At 47.3% G+C, this 17,128-nt stretch carries 13 protein-coding genes; 5 read left to right on the top strand and 8 right to left on the bottom strand.

What is annotated here, in order from left to right; translation table 11 throughout:
* Positions 1 to 227 precede the first annotated feature (227 nt).
* The gene (locus VLX91_01730) at positions 228 to 2,789 is read left to right on the top strand and encodes an AAA domain-containing protein (protein HUI28907.1); all 2,562 of its coding nucleotides are present in this window, start codon (positions 228 to 230) and stop codon (positions 2,787 to 2,789) included.
* Between the two features lie 93 nt (positions 2,790 to 2,882).
* Here the strand turns inward: VLX91_01730 and VLX91_01725 are convergent, their stop codons facing one another.
* Both VLX91_01725 and VLX91_01720 read right to left on the bottom strand, forming a co-directional pair.
* Complete coding sequence (locus tag VLX91_01725) at positions 2,883 to 3,122, bottom strand: hypothetical protein (GenBank protein HUI28906.1); 240 nt, start codon at positions 3,120 to 3,122, stop codon at positions 2,883 to 2,885.
* 294 nt (positions 3,123 to 3,416) lie between these two features.
* On the bottom strand, positions 3,417 to 6,029 hold the full coding sequence (locus VLX91_01720) for a T9SS type A sorting domain-containing protein (protein HUI28905.1): 2,613 nt from the start codon (positions 6,027 to 6,029) through the stop codon (positions 3,417 to 3,419).
* Between the two features lie 638 nt (positions 6,030 to 6,667).
* Here VLX91_01720 and VLX91_01715 point away from each other — a divergent pair.
* The gene (locus tag VLX91_01715; protein ID HUI28904.1) at positions 6,668 to 8,434 is read left to right on the top strand and encodes a hypothetical protein; all 1,767 of its coding nucleotides are present in this window, start codon (positions 6,668 to 6,670) and stop codon (positions 8,432 to 8,434) included.
* A gap of 18 nt (positions 8,435 to 8,452) precedes the next feature.
* On the opposite strand, the gene VLX91_01710 is transcribed toward VLX91_01715, so the two are convergent.
* The 5 genes from VLX91_01710 to VLX91_01690 all read right to left on the bottom strand — a co-directional run bounded on the left by VLX91_01710 (position 8,453) and on the right by VLX91_01690 (position 14,211).
* Positions 8,453 to 9,202, bottom strand: coding sequence for a DUF72 domain-containing protein (locus VLX91_01710; protein ID HUI28903.1), 750 nt, complete (start codon positions 9,200 to 9,202; stop codon positions 8,453 to 8,455).
* Positions 9,203 to 9,256: 54 nt separating this feature from the next.
* Entirely contained in the window at positions 9,257 to 9,661 is a 405-nt protein-coding gene (locus VLX91_01705; GenBank protein ID HUI28902.1) for a DUF2914 domain-containing protein, read from the bottom strand.
* Positions 9,662 to 9,793: 132 nt separating this feature from the next.
* Positions 9,794 to 11,992, bottom strand: a complete 2,199-nt coding sequence (locus tag VLX91_01700; GenBank protein HUI28901.1) for an aryl-sulfate sulfotransferase — start codon at positions 11,990 to 11,992, stop codon at positions 9,794 to 9,796.
* A gap of 315 nt (positions 11,993 to 12,307) precedes the next feature.
* The gene (locus VLX91_01695; GenBank protein HUI28900.1) at positions 12,308 to 13,222 is read right to left on the bottom strand and encodes a pirin family protein; all 915 of its coding nucleotides are present in this window, start codon (positions 13,220 to 13,222) and stop codon (positions 12,308 to 12,310) included.
* 233 nt (positions 13,223 to 13,455) lie between these two features.
* Positions 13,456 to 14,211: a carboxypeptidase-like regulatory domain-containing protein gene (locus VLX91_01690; GenBank protein HUI28899.1), complete on the bottom strand. Its 756-nt coding sequence runs from the start codon at positions 14,209 to 14,211 to the stop codon at positions 13,456 to 13,458.
* Positions 14,212 to 14,294: 83 nt separating this feature from the next.
* Between VLX91_01690 and VLX91_01685 the strand changes: the two genes are divergently transcribed.
* From VLX91_01685 to VLX91_01675, 3 genes are all read left to right on the top strand, one after another.
* Entirely contained in the window at positions 14,295 to 14,585 is a 291-nt protein-coding gene (locus VLX91_01685; GenBank protein ID HUI28898.1) for a DUF3303 family protein, read from the top strand.
* A 106-nt stretch (positions 14,586 to 14,691) separates the two neighbouring features.
* Positions 14,692 to 15,006: an SRPBCC domain-containing protein gene (locus VLX91_01680; GenBank protein HUI28897.1), complete on the top strand. Its 315-nt coding sequence runs from the start codon at positions 14,692 to 14,694 to the stop codon at positions 15,004 to 15,006.
* Between the two features lie 146 nt (positions 15,007 to 15,152).
* Entirely contained in the window at positions 15,153 to 15,635 is a 483-nt protein-coding gene (locus VLX91_01675; GenBank protein HUI28896.1) for a DinB family protein, read from the top strand.
* Positions 15,636 to 15,781: 146 nt separating this feature from the next.
* Here the strand turns inward: VLX91_01675 and VLX91_01670 are convergent, their stop codons facing one another.
* Entirely contained in the window at positions 15,782 to 17,074 is a 1,293-nt protein-coding gene (locus tag VLX91_01670; protein HUI28895.1) for a hypothetical protein, read from the bottom strand.
* Positions 17,075 to 17,128 lie beyond the last annotated feature (54 nt).

Genomic DNA, 17,128 nt, shown 5'->3' with positions numbered 1-17,128 from the left:
GCGAATTCGTGAATTTATCGACACAATTCCCATGGAACTACTCATTCAAAGTATTTTTTGTGTGGCTTCGATTTAAAACATCAAACATAAAGAACATAGCAAACCGATGACGTAATCAATGCTGATTTGCGTTGATACGAGTAAAAAGAAAACCGGCATTTATTTGCCTCATCAGTGTCATCAATGTGCTATATTGATTGAAAATGGCTCTATCCGAAGATCATTCCGTGCTTAAGAAGCGCATCTCGCTTTACGTCACCGCATTACAGAACGAGATCGAGGCTCTTAGAAACTATTCATCGCGGAACTACTCGCTCTCCGCCGGAAAATTTCTCGGTAATGCGGACACGGAATTTCTTTACGAGTTTAAGTTCGATGATGACGCGCGAATGGGCGAGGATGTTCCGGTGGAGATCGATGTTGAAGGCAACGTAACTCGCGGAAGTCTCGTCGCCGTAGAAAGCAACCGGATTGTGCTCCTGCTTCAAGGATATATCGGGGATAAAGTCGACCATGCTATGCTCCGGACTGCGCCATACTTCCTTCTCGAACAGCTTATAGATCGTCTCGAGTCGATTGAAGACAAGGACGTGGAGTGCATAGAAGCCCTGTTCGGTGAAGATGAAGGGGAGGAACTCGGTCAGGATATTGCGCTTGACCCGAAGAAGCTGAATGAGTTTCAGGTCAAAGCGGCACGCTCGGTGATCAAGAGACAAATTTCATTTATATGGGGACCGCCGGGAACGGGAAAAACTCAGACTCTCGCATTTACGGCTGCAAATTTGGTTTCCATTGGAGAGAAAGTCCTGATCATCTCGAACACAAACATTGCCGTCGATGTTGCGCTTCAAAAAACTCTCGAATATCTGAAGGATGAGGACGATTATTTCAATGGAAAATTTGTTCGCTTCGGTATTCCGAGGTTTGTGGAGCTTGAGGATTTTCCGTGGTCTCTGCCGCAATATGTCGCGCGCGACAAAAATCCTGCGCTTTATGCAACTATTGAAAAAGTCGAGAAAGATATTCGGGGCTCCATGACGCAATTCAGAAACCCCGGGTCAAAGCGCCGAGGCGGCCATAAAAGACTTTCCGACCTTCGCGAGAAGCTTTCGAAGCTTCGTGAAGAAGCTTACGGCAAGGAAAGCAGAATAGTCCAGCACGCAGACCTGGTTGCATGCACGGCGGCTAAGGCAGCAATCTCTTCTCAGATATTTTCGAGGCGGTTCGATGCCGTTCTCATCGATGAAGCAAGTATGCTGTACCTTCCTTATGTCCTGTATGCGGCTTCGCTTGCGATAAAGCGCGTGGCAATTTTTGGAGACTTTATGCAGATCCCGCCGATCACACAATCCTCGACGAGAGTTCTGAATATTCTTTCGAGAGATATTTTCCGAGAGACAAGCTTGCATCGCTACGCGACGAAGGGGCATAAGAGACTGAACGTTTTGGAGGTTCAATACAGAATGCCGCTTCCCGTCATGGAACTGATTAACGACAGAATTTACGCAGGAAAGCTCAAGGCAAGTGATAAGATAAGAGGCGCGACACCGAAGGAAGAGCCGGTCGTATTCTATGACACATCGCCGTTGAACTCAAAACCGTTCCGCGAAGCTACAACCAACAGCAGGGTAAATATTCTGTCGGGTATCGCCGCGACTGATCTTGCGGTTGAATCTTTGAAACACGGTGCAAAATCCGTCGGCATCATCACTCCATACAGGGCACAGGCAAGATTTTTACGCTCTGTTTTGAACAGCATGGGTCTTGACAGGATCTCTGCCGCAACTGTCCATACATTTCAGGGCAACGAATGCGACGTGGTCGTATTCGATTTCGTGGATGACAGGCCGCTTCCACTCGGTGTTTTGCTCGCATCACGGGAACAGTCTTCGACATTCGAAAGTGGAGACGATGAAGATGTTACGGAGGGTGAGCGCTTGTTGAATGTCGCCATAACGCGTGCGAGAAAAAGACTACTGTTCGTAGGAAATTTCGATTATCTATCTTCGAAAACAAGTGAAGGATCACTGCTGCGTTTCGTGCTCGATAAATCGAGACGCGAGAAAGTTGTCACGCCGATTCAGATTGAAGAGAAAAACGAAAAAAAACATATCGGGAGCAATTTCGCGGGCATCTCTATGCATCATGGCTTTACCGACGCTGTAATTCCATTGTTGCGAGACATCCAGGGATCGGCCGAAGAACTGAAGCTGGTACAGCCGATCAAATCAAAGCTTCAATTTTTCAAATATGTTCTGAATAAAGAAGTCGAGTCGGCGAAGGAATTCCAATCTCTCGAAATGAGTGTTCTTCAGCAGAAACTAAGGAATACTAATCTCATAACGTCTGACAAATCCGATTTATTCTTCTGGATAATCGATGGAAAAATTCTGCATGTCTTCGACATTTTAGGACGGGATGAGATTTTCAGTCTTCGGATCGGCGTGCCGGAAATCACAAAAGTCTTCAATTATATTTTACCGAGGAAAAGTTCAAAGCTCACGGGTGTAGGTGGTAAAGAAGTCGATGTTCATTGTTCCGTATGCGGCGGGAAAATGGAGCTGAAAGAGATGAAGGGAATGATCGTGGCACAATGTGCAGACAATCAATGCATAACGGCTCCGGCGGATGGAAAAATCATCGAAGCAATACTTGAAGAAAGTGGAGAGAGCTGTCCAATTGATGCAGGCAAAATAAAAGTCAAACGCGGGAGGCGGGGATTCTTTGCGGGGTGTGCTAATTATCCCGCGTGTAACTGGACTGCAGATCTGGGAGAGATTTTGAAGTAGCCGCAGAGGCTCCGCTTAGTCGGTAGCGATGCCGTTTGAATTGTCAAAGCGAGTGATGAGGAGATTGCTGGAGAATCTTGCCCTGTTATCTTCTTATTTCAACCTCCTCGCTTCGACCGCTTTCAATTCCTTTTGAATCCACGGCAGTAATCCTGTGTTTGCGACGCTGCCGGAAAGTACTGTATAGGTTAAACCCCCGTCTGTTGAAAGCTCTACCTTTACATCGCCATAAATACCTGATGAAGCCCGGCGTATGTTCTCGACGTTCCCGATCGGCCACGAATCGTTACCGTTTGGAGCTACGACGACGATGGATGCTTGAGGCGGAGGCAAAGATGACGGCCTGTCTCGCGATCTGAGAAATGAAATATCAAAATATGGCCCCCCTCTCTTCCTACTCCTATTCTAGCAGGGAATCGGATTGTGCGCTGCTCTGCGCTGACATGTTACCTACATACGTCAAACCGAGAATCAGAAAGAGAATTCCCTTGAAGTATCCGTCACTCAACCTTACCTCTTCCTCCTCCTTTGATCCTTTTTTGCATCAGGTTTGGGTCTCTCGCCCGCTCGATTCGCCAAGTGAGGACATCTGCTTTGGCGAGAAACCCAAAAACCTGCTATGGTTTTTTATTTGACGACCATTAGCTTTTTTACATCGCTGAAATTTCCCGTCGTGAGCCTGTAAAAGTAGACTCCGCTCGAAAGGCGCGAGCCATCGAACGTGACAGCATGTGTACCAGCATCCTGGTTTCCATCCACGAGAGTCGCAACTTCTCTGCCGAGAACATCATAGACCTTCAATGTCGCGTGACCGACGGATGACAAGCGATAACTGATGACTGTCGTCGGGTTAAATGGGTTGGGATAGTTCTGAAACAATCTGAATGTTCCGGCGACAGGCTGTTGCTCCCTGACCGCAACGATTCCGTTCGGATTGTACCGGGCAAATCGATATGATGGTCTACCTCCCGCTGTGCTGAAAGCACCGCCCACATAAGTATCATTGCCCGTCGAAGAGATAACATCAACCGTATTATTGACGCCATCACCTAGGGTAGCGAATGAGCTGTCTTTGATGCTCCATTCGATTATGTTGTTGACGTTGACAAGCCCGCTCGTCGAGAATCCGCCTCCGATGAAAAGATTTGTCCCATTTATCGCCATTGAGTACACATTGCTGGCGACACCAGCGCCGAGAACGGTCCACGCGTGCGTGTTCCACTTTGCGAGGCAACTAGCGGGGCTCCCTCCGGCATTTGCGAATATTCCTCCCGCGAACAGCGTATCGCCGTATGTTGCCAAGGCATAAACGGTGTTGTCGACACCATTTGTTGGTGATCCAAGTGCAGACCAGTTTGATCCGTTCCATGATGCCACATAATTAGCAGAACCGCCTCCGGCCTGAGAGAATATTCCACCGACATAAATTTCGTTGTTCCCGGCAGCGATCGCATAGACAGTGTTATTAACTCCCGTGCCTAGGGCAGACCATGACGTGCCGCTCCATTTCACTATATGATTGACGGTCGCTCCCGAGCCGGTGGCAGTGAAGTTTCCGCCGACGTACAAATCCGACCCAAAGCTTGCGAGTGCCCTCACGGTGTTTGTTACACCATCGTTCGGAGTGGTTCCGAGAGTGCTCCATGATGTTCCATTCCACATTGCGATGCGGTTGGCTGGATTCCCATTTGCGTGAGTAAAACTGCCGCCTACATACAAGTTTCCGCCTAACATTGCAAGAGCATAGACGGTGCCATCAACACCGTTTGCAGTTCCAACGCCAAGTGCTGACCATGTTTTGCTGTTTGTGTTATACACGGCGACATGATTGGCTGCAACATTGCCTGCGGTGAGGAAGCTTCCGCCGACAAAAATGTTAGAACTGTCAATTGCCATCGCATATACATTTCCGCCGGGTGCATTCGTTGTTCCCCCGAGAGACGACCATGTTAATCCATCCCAGCTTGCGATTCCAAATGCACTTACACTTCCTGCCCTGGTAAAACCGCCGGACAGATAAAGTTTGCCGTTGACGACCGCACTCACCCATCCCCAATCATTCGTTCCTATGCTGGCAAGTGATCCAAGCGCCGACCAGACATTCGTCGATGTATCGACAGTAGCGATATTGTTTACCGTGATCAGGCCCGCAGCGGAAAACCCTCCGATTACATATAGCGTGCTGCCGGAAAGTGCAAAGGCTTCAACATAGCCACTTACTCCGGCTCCTACCATGTTCCACTTTGTTCCGTCCCATCTTGTTACATAGTTGACAGTGGTTGCGCCTGCCGTTGTGAAATCTCCGCCGACATACAGGCCGTTATTGGCAACGGCAAAAGCATACACTGCATCGTTTAGATCAGTTGCTGTGGCTCCGACGCTGCTCCAGTTTGTACCATCCCATTTGGCTATATAATTTGCAGTGCTGCCGCCCGCATTGAGAAAGGAGCCACCGACATATAGGGCGCCGCTCCAGATTATCATGGCATCCACGTTATTGTCGACCCCGGAGCCAAGTGCGTGCCATGACGAGCCGTCCCACCTTGCTACGTAGGCTGCAGCATTGCCGCCCGCATTCGCAAAGTGGCCGCCAACGTACAGATTACCTCCGAAATAGACCATGCAATAGACATAGCTATCCGTTCCGTTTGACGTTCCTGTCCCCAAAGATGAAAATGTCCCTGTGGATGTGTTGTAATCAGCGACATAATTTGCGGCTGCACCGCCCGCCGAAGTAAAGTAACCGCCGATGTAAACATCGTTACCATTGACAAGTATATAATCCACTTGGTCGTTAGTTCCTCTGTCAGCGCTCGTCGTATCGAAAGCCGACCATGTATTAGTGGTTAAATTGTATTTCGCAATATTGTTCGCTACGACATTTCCCGCACTGCCGAAGGAACCGCCGACATACAGTGTATCACCGTTATATGTTACTACGTCAAGGTAACCGCCGACGCCTGCGACGGTGAATGACGGATCCCAATTTTTATCGTTGGGATCGGAGGTGGCCTTTACAAATCTCGGGGAACCGTCCCTCGCAGTGACCATCCTGTATCCGCGGGCGTCGAAACTTCCTCGTGTAATTCCGGACATTACGCTTCCATCCGGATTGAGGATGGTTTCAAGCGGTTTTGCTGATTGCGCAAGAGCTGCGGATGCTGCGAGTATCAATCCCAGCATGGCAACCCTTCCTAGCCAGTCTGCAAGCACAAACCGGCGGTTTGTAGAGTTAGTCATTTTTTCCTCCTGTTATTTTTTTGCTTGTTCAAATGCAACAACTATGAATTGTGGTCAGCCACCTTTGGCGGTGACCATCTCATATCCACCAGCATCAGGGCTTTCTTAATAGTTTACAGTTTTGATTTTCCGATCAGGATTAATAATCGGCCGAATGGAATTTGAAGATTAAATATGGGCTGCACTTTAGGCACAGCTAACTTGATTGGATGATCCACAAGTGTGGACCGACGGGCAGTATCCTGGGACATCTCTCCTTCTCCATTTGTACTTCTGTTTCATTTTGAACGCACAGAGAGTTTCTTTCTATCCTGGATTCGCTCTCTCGTGCCTGCATCCTCCGTGAAGGATTTCAGCACGTGTTGTCCCTATCTCTCTGTAGCGTTATCTGGCAGACGAATTCCTTATCACCATGGAACCCATCTACTGACCAGCATAATAACTAACAAAGTTAATTCCAAAAAGATTTCATTACAAATGACAGGTGTCACACTTTTTAAAGGCTATGGTTTCCTGTCATTCACTGTAAAATGCCATGCGTCCGCATAGGAGGGCCTTGATACTAGACATCGGCTGACCTAAATTTTCTCGATGAAATAAGTTTCGGCATGAAACAAAACACTGTCGCTGGAGGCTGTATGCAAGTTTGCAGAGCAATCATCACCTTAGTTTCACTTTTCATTTCTTCCGAGAATTTATTCGCACAATCACAAGCAGCTTTTCAAGCGCTGCTTTATCCAAGGTCAGTCAGCTCCCAGGGCATTGGTGAGCAAGGAGTAGCTTCGAAAAACCCAATCGATGCCATGGAATACAATCCGGCGAATTTGGCCTATGCGGAAGATGCAAGTCTGTCGTTTTTCAGAAATCCATTCGAATCGTGGGCAGGGAACATACCGCTGAGTTCTCTCGCCCTTGCGACAAAGATAGAAGACTTTGGCAGCATCGGCTTAGAATATACCGATTATGGTTTTGACATGGTCAGCGCGGTAATCGACACGACCCCGCAAGGTTATAGAGACATAACGATGCATTTTTACACGCGAACATTTGCTGCAGGTTACGCAACGCATCTTGGTGATGAGCTTGCAGTAGGCGCACAGATAAGATATTCAAAACAGGTCGCTTGGCAAATTACTTTGGACCATCTTTTATTTAGCGCAGGGGCTACATACAGCCCCGAAGTATTTTCCAACCGGTTGAACATCGGCATTTCACTTATGAACTTTGGGACTAAAGTTGAATATCAGGAGAGCGTCTGGAATCCTGACAGCGGACGAGTCGTTTCACAGACGCTTTCCGCTCCTTCACCTGCGCAGCTAATTGTAGGAATTGAAGGATTGCCGATTGCGAATGAGTTCTTTGAGCTTGAATTAACGGCCGGGGCCATGAAGCCGCTCGATAAGGTCGGGAGCGCTCCTGATTTTGAAGCGGAATCTTCATTTGAGGCACTGTTCAACGATTGGAACAATTTCCCGAACGATGTCACGGGTCGGCTTGGACTAGGTTACGTCTGGCACCCGATTTATCTCGGCGGCGGGATTTCATACATTCAGGAAATGTATGCTGGCTTTTTTACTGAAGGACCGAAGCCGCGCTATTATAGCGCTTACACTCACGGTTTTAACGTTGGAATTGAAGCCGGCGGCATAAAAGCCATGGTGGGATATGCCGGATTGTGGCACAATAGTATCGAGAATTATCTCAATTCCCCGTTTGACTGGGATTATCCATGGGAAACATTTCAGTTCACATTGAGTGCTGATCCCAATTTGCTGATGGGAAATAGTATCGAGACTCAGCGTCAAAATTCTCCGAGCAATATCATCGTTTCAGGAGGCTATTCATATAACGTCGTAGTAGGAAAGATGGAAAAACAAAGCTTGAGTTGGGCAGATACTGGAAATTACTGGGCCAATTTTGGAAGTTCCTCTGATTCGTATTCGAGCTATTCAGAATTCTCAATTGAGGGAGACATCTATTTGAACTCAGATGAGGCTATTGTTTCCTCATTTTCCTATTCAAGAATCAAGCAAACCCCCACGGATTGGACTGAAACTTCTCCATACCCTATAGTATCTTACATTCGCGACGAAACTTTTTCGCTTTCCTCAGGATTCAGGTACCATCCTATCGAAGATTTACATCCGCTGTTTATTCAGGCGAGCATCGGCGTGATCCGACTTAATCCGATTGAGGACACTTCACCAAAATATTTCTATCAAACCATCACCGATCTTTCGATCGGAGGGGTGTTCCATATTGTTGACCCAAATTTTACGGTAATCCCGAGTGTCGGTTTGAAAACGATTTTCATGGACGCATTCGGCGTATTCTATGGGCCAACGTATAAGCTGGCCGGCTATAATCAGATACGATTGGGGTTGAATCTCGGATACGAATTCTAGGCCGCAATGAGATTGGAATCATTTAGCCAGCATCTTCTGGAATGCCGCAGCGTTCCCGTAACAGGCCGCGTTGTTGAAGAAGACATAAACGTATTTCATCTCATATGACAATGAATCTATTTTTTTCTGCAACCGGTACAATTCTTCTTCGGAAAAATCATACTGGTACATACTGGGCTTCCCGAAGCCGTGCAGCCTGAAATAAGCGGTCTTTGTCTTCCCTAACACAAGTGCATCGTTCCGGAATGGGTCAACGCAGTGTACCAGCTTGCAATCCGCACAAACTTTTTCAACGAGTCTTGAGTCGTCGTACCATTTTCCCCTCGGCTCCCAGGCCGTAACGATTCCTTCTCTATCTATTTTGTCAAAGAATTCCGTCATGGCATCGATATTCTCCGGAGACGGTTTAAAACTTGCCGGAGATTGAAAAAGAACCAGATTCGAACGAAGTACGGAGCAGATATCTTTGATAATTCTGTAGGTATCGAGCGATTCTTTTTTCCGGAACCGGTGGAGGTGAGTTATCCCTTGATATACCTTGACGGTGAATCCAAATCCCGGATTTACTTCGTCAGCCTCTTTGCGCCACCTCTCCGCAGTGGAAAGCCGGGGGAGTCTGTAAAAAGTGGAATTAATTTCTACGGAGTCGAACAATCTCACATAGGCTTGAAGCTTTGAATGCCCGGGCCTGAGACCTTCAGGTTCTCGAAATTCCTTTTCGTCGAGATAACTCCAACCGCAACAGCCTATGTGAATATGGGCGGGCATATTTGCAAACCTCGCGAAGGCGTTCAGGCCTCCGCAAGGTTTATAAGAAAAAAATTACTTGACTGTGAAGCTTCCCGTTTTGAGAACTTCTCCGGATTGGGTTAAAACCGTCACTGTCCAATCACCTGCGGCACTTACCGTTTTATAAGCCCAGGTTCGCCAGGGACTTCCACCGACGCCGATCGTCGCTTTGTATTCCTTGTCAGCGTGTTTCCACGTTACCACAATTGAATCGCCGGCGGCGCCCGTAACTTTCATCCAGGCATAAACTTTTGCGTTGAGAGCGAATGTCGAATCCTCGCCAGTGATCTGCTTGTCCTGTATCCCCGCGCCAAGTTTCATATCTACGACTTTCGGCCCGGCTTCCGGCTTCATATTGGCATTCTGGGCGCTGACCAGACTCGATGAGAGAGTGAGAACGCCAACAAAAATTACTGCTAGCAATACGATCCTCTTCATTGTTTTCTCCTGTTTTGTAGGTTCACGACACAATTCCCGCCTATGGCAAGCCTTCGGCGGAGACGCGCGCGGCACATTGGCCACACTCTGAAATGTTAACCATTTTGCGGACAACTCTCAAGGTTTCGAATGTTATTTTTCAAGCACCATCTTGTTGACCTTTGTGAATCCTGACGAAGTAGTTAGCCGGTAAAAATATACACCGCTCGAGAACTTGCTCCCATCAAATGTAGCGCTGTATTTCCCAGGAACCTTGGCCCCGTCCACAAGAGTCTCTATATCTCTTCCAAGAATATCATAAATCTTCAATGTCACAAAGCCCCCGGAAGAGATTTCATAGTCGATGGTCGTTGAGGGATTGAACGGGTTGGGGTAATTATTCGATAGAGAAAATGTGTAAGGACCACCGGATGGCGGAACGCTTTCAACGCCTACTATTGAAACGGCATCGCTCAAAAATGTTACGCCTCTATTTGTTGCGCCGGACTGGATAACTCGGAATTTTATGTCTGATCCTGCGGACAATGCCGGCACCGCAAAATCTATCGAATCTGCATCAGCCGGATAATTTACAGTTATGCCGGACCATGAGTTGCCCCCATCGGTAGAGCAGTCAACATCGACAGTATCAACGCCGGACGATTTCCACCTTAGAGTTGTAACATCACCCCCTCTGAGTGTGTCGCTGACCGTTGGTGATGTGATAAACAAGAAAGGGAAACGATATGCCCGGTAACTCAACGCGGAATCAAAGGGAAATGTCATTTCAAGTGCGATGCTTCCATCGGGCCTCACTTCCGTCATAGTCGGAGTTGGAGCGCCACCCCACCCGATCAACGTATTTCCGTTCGCAAGCCTTTGCACGTCGCCCATGAAAGAGTTATAGACATTTGGGCTGTGCTCAAACTGCCACGCCAACGTAGCCGTCTTGTTGACTTCATCCAGCTTGTATTCCACGGCCCTCGAATGCGTCGGCGTGTGCTTGTTGCCGTTATCCATCAATGTTATGTCGCCGTTTGGAAGCCTCCTTATGTCATGCTGGTATGAAAATCCGATCGGATCGTTGACAAAGTCAAATTGATTATTTTTTCCGCCGAGCCGCCAGATTATATCACCCGTCTCGATATCTATCTTTGTTATTTCACTGAGATAACGGGATGAAAGAAGAATATTCCCATCCTGATCCATTTCAATCGCATTGCAGTGAAAAGGATCGACGTTCGCGGTAGTCAGGCTTGTACCTATGCCGTCCGTGATATTGAAATGGTCGAAAGTCCGCCATTGGAATATGACGTTTTTGTTTTTGTCCAATTCCTGGATTACGTTTTCAAGCACCACTGCATTCGTGTCGCCACCCGGCACAATTTTGCTCATATCGATCTGCTCGTAATCATCGGCAAGGAGAATCACGTTACCATCAGGCAAGATTTTCATCTCGTGGCCATCGTCGATATAGCCGTTGCCGCATTTGAAGCTGTCAATAATCTGAAAGGACGTGTTCATTACGTAACGCGTGGGATCGATGAAGGGGTATGAATAAGTCAACACGCCGGTGGGCTGCATGGTAAAATCCCATGCCTGGTCACTTCCCATGTATTTGTAGAAAACGGGACTCCCTTGATTATCTGCCATTATCAGGTAATGGCCATAATCGGAGCTGATCGGGCTGCTGATCGTTGAAAGAAAAATATATCCCGGACTCGGGTTGTCCGATTGAGTGACCTTCAAAGTAGGAAAATTAGCCGGCAGCCCTTCAAACTCATTCTTCAATTGTGGTTCGTTCATTGTGCGGCTGGTTTGGTTTGTCGGGGACTCCGGATGCACATCTGGAATCTCCGAATTCGCCGCTGCGATCTCCGCAATCAGTGCCTTATCAGCATTCAGATTGCGCCCGGAAATCCTAAAAGAGAACGGATTCAACGATATCGTATCTCCATCTGCCGTCAGCAGCCGACGCACGATGGATACGCTCACGATTTCACCCAGCGAGAATGGGACAATGGGTTTGAATATTATCGTTCGTCGATCGCTGGCAAGTACTGCGTTTCCAGCATGATCGCCGCTAAGACTCCCGACGATCGTGAATAACCCGTCACCGGCAAGCGATGCCGCATCTATGCTCTCATCACTGCGAATAATAATATTGGTACTCGGAGTAAGATAGGCAGAACCCGGCACAGGCGAGACGTAGACGACATGAGAACCGGAGTTGGATTGACCTCTATGTATGTTTCCCTGACGTGCCCGTGTGGCGCCGGAGATTCCATGGAAACATAAAATATTTACGAACAAAAAAGCATAGTAATAGGTTTTTCTGTAAGCAATATCCATAGCAATAACTCTCCGTAATTTAGGTTGTTGATAGTATCCGAATCGTCAAATGCCCCTGTCGAAATCCTTGTACGCAATTACGTCTCAGGCATAAAGAAAATCCGAACGATTGGACGCCTCGGCCTGCAATTAGTTTAATCCTGGACTTGAAATTCCAGAGCCCCGCACCTTTGACCCCGTTTTGAATGTCTTACCCTCAGACGGTCGCAAAATCAGATCCGCAACGAGATGCAATCCATATTGCCGCAACATTCCGGCTCATGATTTGTAATACATCAGACTGCGGACGGCGTCCACCTTGCACGCTTCTTTACTTCACGATCGATGCTTCTTTACGAACGTTCCTTTATCGAGCTCTTCGAATGCCTGACGAAGCTCCCCTTCATGATTCATCACTATGGGGCCGTACCACGCTATAGGTTCGCCGATCGGCTCACCGGAAAACAGCAGGAATCTCACCTGCTCGTCAGCAGTCATAACCTCAACTGCCTCGCCATCGCCAAAGAGAACGAGACTCTCGTTGTCGATTATCTGGTTCTTCTCCGATTTCGATCCGTTACCGCCGTCGAGTTCGTATAAGAACATGTCATTCTCTTTCGTAAAATAACCTTTTCCATCGATGACGTACGCGAGTACCTTGTGGCCTTTCGTCGTCGGCAACTCGAAATGAGAATTCGCCGGAAGGGTCACGTCGAGATATTGCGGAGTTATGACTATGCCTGTTACGGGTCCTTTCACTCCTTCAACTTCTCCTGCCACAACTTTTATCTTCGTACCGTTTTCTCTGGTGAGGGTCGGGAACTGGTCGCTCTTGACCTCTTGATAACGCGGGTCCATCATCTTGTGGCTCTTCGGTAAATTCGCCCAGAGCTGGAAGCCGTACATCTCACCGTTATTATTGCCCTTCGGCATTTCCTGGTGAATGATTCCGCTCCCAGCGGTCATCCATTGAATGTCGCCGGAAGATATAATCCCTTTGTTTCCCATGCTGTCGCCATGCTCGACATCTCCTTTCAAGACATAAGTGATGGTCTCGATGCCGCGATGAGGGTGCCACGGAAAACCTTTCATGTACTGTTGAGGGTTGTTAGACCTGAAATCGTCGAGAAGCAAAAACGGATCAAACATCTTCACTTCATTGAAACCGAAAGCGCGTTTCAAATGGACACCAGCGCCTTCAAGTGCAGCCTTGCTCTTAAATACCTTTTTTATTTTTCTGTATTCCGTCATTTCTGTTTCCTCTCTGTGCAGATTAGATGCAGCGAGCCACATTTAGATGCAAAAGTATAACAGAGATGAAACATCAAGCGGTTCCGATAAGAATAGGATAGGGGTGAAGCTAAAAAGTGAAATCGACTACTTGATCGCAGATCAAAACACGATAGGCACTGCCAGGCTTTAAAAAACACGGAGTTAGATTTGTTTCAGATCAATGAGATATTCCACCAGGAAAATTAGTTGCCTCATCTCGTGTTTACAAGCACAACATAGTCAAAAGTATTCCAAGTCGTGCCGAGTCTCTCCTTAAACTCGATTGGAGCCATTGCCTTGCGCCACACAAAAACTTCCTTGACGTCGCGAACATTAATCGTTTTGAGAAATTCCGGATCCTCTCGAATGCCGTCTACAAAAAGAGCATAATCGCGAAATGTCATGAAATATGCATACTTTAAGAAAAGACCTTCGAAGTCAAAAATGCCATCTTTCTTAATATCCTTTGCAGTAACATCTGCGCTTGATGACAACCTGTAAAATTCGTCAAACTGATGAGTGCCCGTAACGGTTACTTCTGGGAGGGAAATCGAAGTTGGGTTCAGCACAGCGTTGATAAAAAACGTTTTCTCTTCTTCGATTGTTACAAAGTAATATCCTGCAACATAGCCAACGTGCGAGACTTTGACAACGTGCCATCCTATTGGTGGATCTCGTAAAGTAAATCGTCCGGCGCTGTCGGAGATTGTACCCAATTGTGACCCCACAATTATAATATTAGCGTTTGATACAGGACTCTTTGACCCGTTATCAGAGACCATTCCAATGAGATAGGTGTGATCTTGACCGTATGCTATCCGGAAGCTTAGCAGGGCAAGGATTAGTCCGTTCAATTTCGAATTGAAAAATCTGTTTCCCACTTCCATACCTTCCAATCCACAGACAATGTAGTATCCTGAGAAGCGATTGTCAATGTTGAAATGTACCATGGAATCTGCCCACTGCATAGACAATACAAACGTATCACGAGGAAATCATTTCTGCGATTTTGATGTTTAGATAGCAAAGAAAAAAGAAAAGGAACAAAATAATGGCTTTATTTGTAGTTCAACATAAACATTCAAGCGAAACATGCCCTGCACGCAGCAAAGAGATGGGCGGTATGTTATTATCACATCTTTCTTCGCGGAACGCCGAGAGTTACGGAGTCAGAATAAAAGGCGAGGGGGTTATCAACGGCAAGCATACGTTATACTTGATTATCGAAGCACCGGACGAGCAGCAGGTCAAGAAGTTCATGGAACCGTTCGCGATGGCGGGAAGCGTTGAGGTTATGTCCGCATCGCCCTGTGAGGTCGTCGTCGAGCGGGGCGCTTGCTGAAAGATCTGCTCATAACTGGTTGACAATTCTCAGTTAAAGGATTCAAATCGCTTCCTTCGTCAGATATTCTGTAGGATGGTGATTTGAGAAAATAGAGGAGAGAAGAATGAAAAAGGGGTTGATAGTCGAGAATTCCATATTCATCGACGGACCAGTATCGAGGGTATGGGATGCTCTGGTTAGTCCTGAAATAGCAAAGAAATACATGCTCAACTGCGAGGCGGTTCCTGAACGGGAAAATGGGAGGCCCCTGATCTGGAAGGGAGCATCGGATGGTAAGGTTTACGTGAAGGGATCCATTCAGAAGATAAAACGCGGAAAGATTCTTCAATACACCACGTTTGATCCAAACGGCGCCATGGAAGATGTGCCGTCTAATTTATTTGGCGGTGACATACACACTTTTGCCGGAAAAGAGTAGTACGACACTCTCCGTTTCCCGGGGAGATTTCTCAAGCATGGAGAACGGTCAAAAGAGATGTGAAGAAACTGCCGCCGGATGGTGAATGGTGCTTACGAAAATAAAAGAACTTGTCGAACAAGATTCATGAATATTGTGAGTGAAATATGATTGCAAAAGAAGACCTACTGCAAATAATAAAAAAAGAATCTGCGACGACGCTCAAGGCTATGCGGGCATTTCCGGAAGACAAGTTACTCTTCACTCCCCATGAACGCTCGCGAAACGCAAAGCAGGTCATGGCAACGTTTGTGTTTGCAATGTACTTGATCGAATCCGTTGTCTTCGGACAAAAAGTCGACAGGTCGGTATTTCAGAACTATGCGCCCTCAAATTTGCAGACACTCATTTCTGACTTTGAAAATGAAAGTTCCTGTGTTGTCTCAACCCTAGAGAAAATGTCGAACGATGACCTGAACAAACCGGTCGAGTTTGCCAGAAAGAAAATGACCGGAGATGAATTCATAACGGTAATGATTTTCGATATGATTCATCACCGCGGACAAATGTCCGTATACATTCGCCTCGCCGGAGGTAAGGTCCCTTCTGCTTACGGGCCGAGTGCAGATGACCCTTCAACAAATCTTTGAACCCCACGAAGGACGGAAACTTTCGCAAGGTTCAGACGCGATATTAACGCACATCTTCCCAGCGTCCTTCGAAGAAAACCCATTCGCAATTCCGCCCGTCCCAGTGCCCGGCCACCCAGACAGCATGTGGACGCGGCGGGCGGTTGCTATCTCTTTATTATCTGATAGTTTCCCGCGCTGTCTTCGACTATGGTGTACAGGTCATTCAACAGAAGTGTCCATCCATCACCGCTTATATTTCTGCCGTCGATCTTTGCAGGAGCGCTCGTAGTAATCTTATCCCATTTCTGACTCATCAATGCTCCGCTGTGCACGTCGAGAATTCCCCAATTGTCGGTCACGCGAATAACCGGGTAAACGTTTCCTTTATCGTCAAGCGGGATAACGTCCGTCGGGTCGAATGAGAGACGCATATTTTCAAAATGAATTTCAAGATGAGGCTGATAGATGAACGACTTTCTGTACTTTTCGACCTGCGCCTCTCGTATGGTCTCGCGGTTGGTCTCTTCCGCCCGGATAACCTTTCCGTCGTACTGATTCTCGATAGAACGCTCCGCTGACGGGATGTCGGCCGGCAAAGTCAACCAGAATTCCCTTATGAAAAAGTCCGTCAGGTTTGTGCCGGGTGTTATTTTCTTATTCCAAAACTTATCGGATTGTTGAAGTAGGTATCCATATATAGGAATCGTTTCATATGCAAACGATCTCACGAAAGTGGGGAATCTAACGAAGGAATTTATATCGGTCTCAAAATGGTAGATAGCCTCTTCTCTTGTTCTATTGCTGACCATGAAACCCGTATACTCAGCCAGACCTTCGTTCAATTCGAGAAGGTTCTCGGTAGTTTTCGCTTCAGGAAACAAAGTGTAACGGTACTCTCTGAAGATCATGGCATCGGTGATATGTTCTTTGATGTCGTAGCTTGAAGTCGATTCCAACGCCTTCCTCAGCGCTTCGAGTTCCAGCCTCATGAGAATTCTTCCGTTCTTGTCGTCGAGGTGGCTGTTCGCCGGGCTGTACCCTCGAAAGCCAAGCGACGATTGCGCAACATGGAACAGCTCGTGAGCCATTAGGTCTACGCGGTCTTTCTTGTAGCGAGGAAGAGGGAGCATCACCATTGCCCAATCCCTGCCGTTCCAGTGTACCATGGTATTGGCAGTATTGATTTCGGCAGGAAGCATTCCATGATAGACATCCCCATCGCTTGTGAGAGCGCCGCCAAGGTCGGGGTAATTCGAGTAAACTTCCCTCGTTGATGGATTGACCAAGAGAATCGGACCATACATGTCTCTATCCCACAGATCCCAACTCTGGTCTTCCGCAGCCTTTACTTCGTTGAAGTAGCTTGAATACATCTCCGCCGGCGAGGAAAATATCTGTGCCGACGCAATAGAGGTAAAGAGAAAAAGGTATGATACTGCAGCAAGCGCTTTATTCAACCGCAATCTTCCTCTTTTCCTTGCACAATTTCGGATTCATGTAAAAATCTAAAT

Source organism: Candidatus Acidiferrales bacterium, from assembly GCA_035515795.1.
Classification (GTDB): Bacteria; Bacteroidota; Ignavibacteria; order Kryptoniales; family JAKASW01; genus JAKASW01.
The sequence above is the reverse complement of the archived record's forward strand: the minus strand, read 5'-3'. Positions and strand labels throughout refer to the sequence as shown.

Bases quoted from the DNA above. Each gene is read 5' to 3' on its own strand.
- VLX91_01710 (HUI28903.1), bottom strand. From the start codon at position 9,202: ATGCCCGCCCATATTCACATAGGCTGTTGCGGTTGGAGTTATCTCGAC.
- VLX91_01675 (HUI28896.1), top strand. From the start codon at position 15,153: ATGATTGCAAAAGAAGACCTACTGCAAATAATAAAAAAAGAATCTGCG.
- VLX91_01700 (HUI28901.1), bottom strand. From the start codon at position 11,992: ATGGATATTGCTTACAGAAAAACCTATTACTATGCTTTTTTGTTCGTA.
- VLX91_01685 (HUI28898.1), top strand. From the start codon at position 14,295: ATGGCTTTATTTGTAGTTCAACATAAACATTCAAGCGAAACATGCCCT.
- VLX91_01720 (HUI28905.1), bottom strand. From the start codon at position 6,029: ATGACTAACTCTACAAACCGCCGGTTTGTGCTTGCAGACTGGCTAGGA.
- VLX91_01680 (HUI28897.1), top strand. From the start codon at position 14,692: ATGAAAAAGGGGTTGATAGTCGAGAATTCCATATTCATCGACGGACCA.
- VLX91_01705 (HUI28902.1), bottom strand. From the start codon at position 9,661: ATGAAGAGGATCGTATTGCTAGCAGTAATTTTTGTTGGCGTTCTCACT.
- VLX91_01690 (HUI28899.1), bottom strand. From the start codon at position 14,211: ATGCAGTGGGCAGATTCCATGGTACATTTCAACATTGACAATCGCTTC.
- VLX91_01715 (HUI28904.1), top strand. From the start codon at position 6,668: ATGCAAGTTTGCAGAGCAATCATCACCTTAGTTTCACTTTTCATTTCT.
- VLX91_01695 (HUI28900.1), bottom strand. From the start codon at position 13,222: ATGACGGAATACAGAAAAATAAAAAAGGTATTTAAGAGCAAGGCTGCA.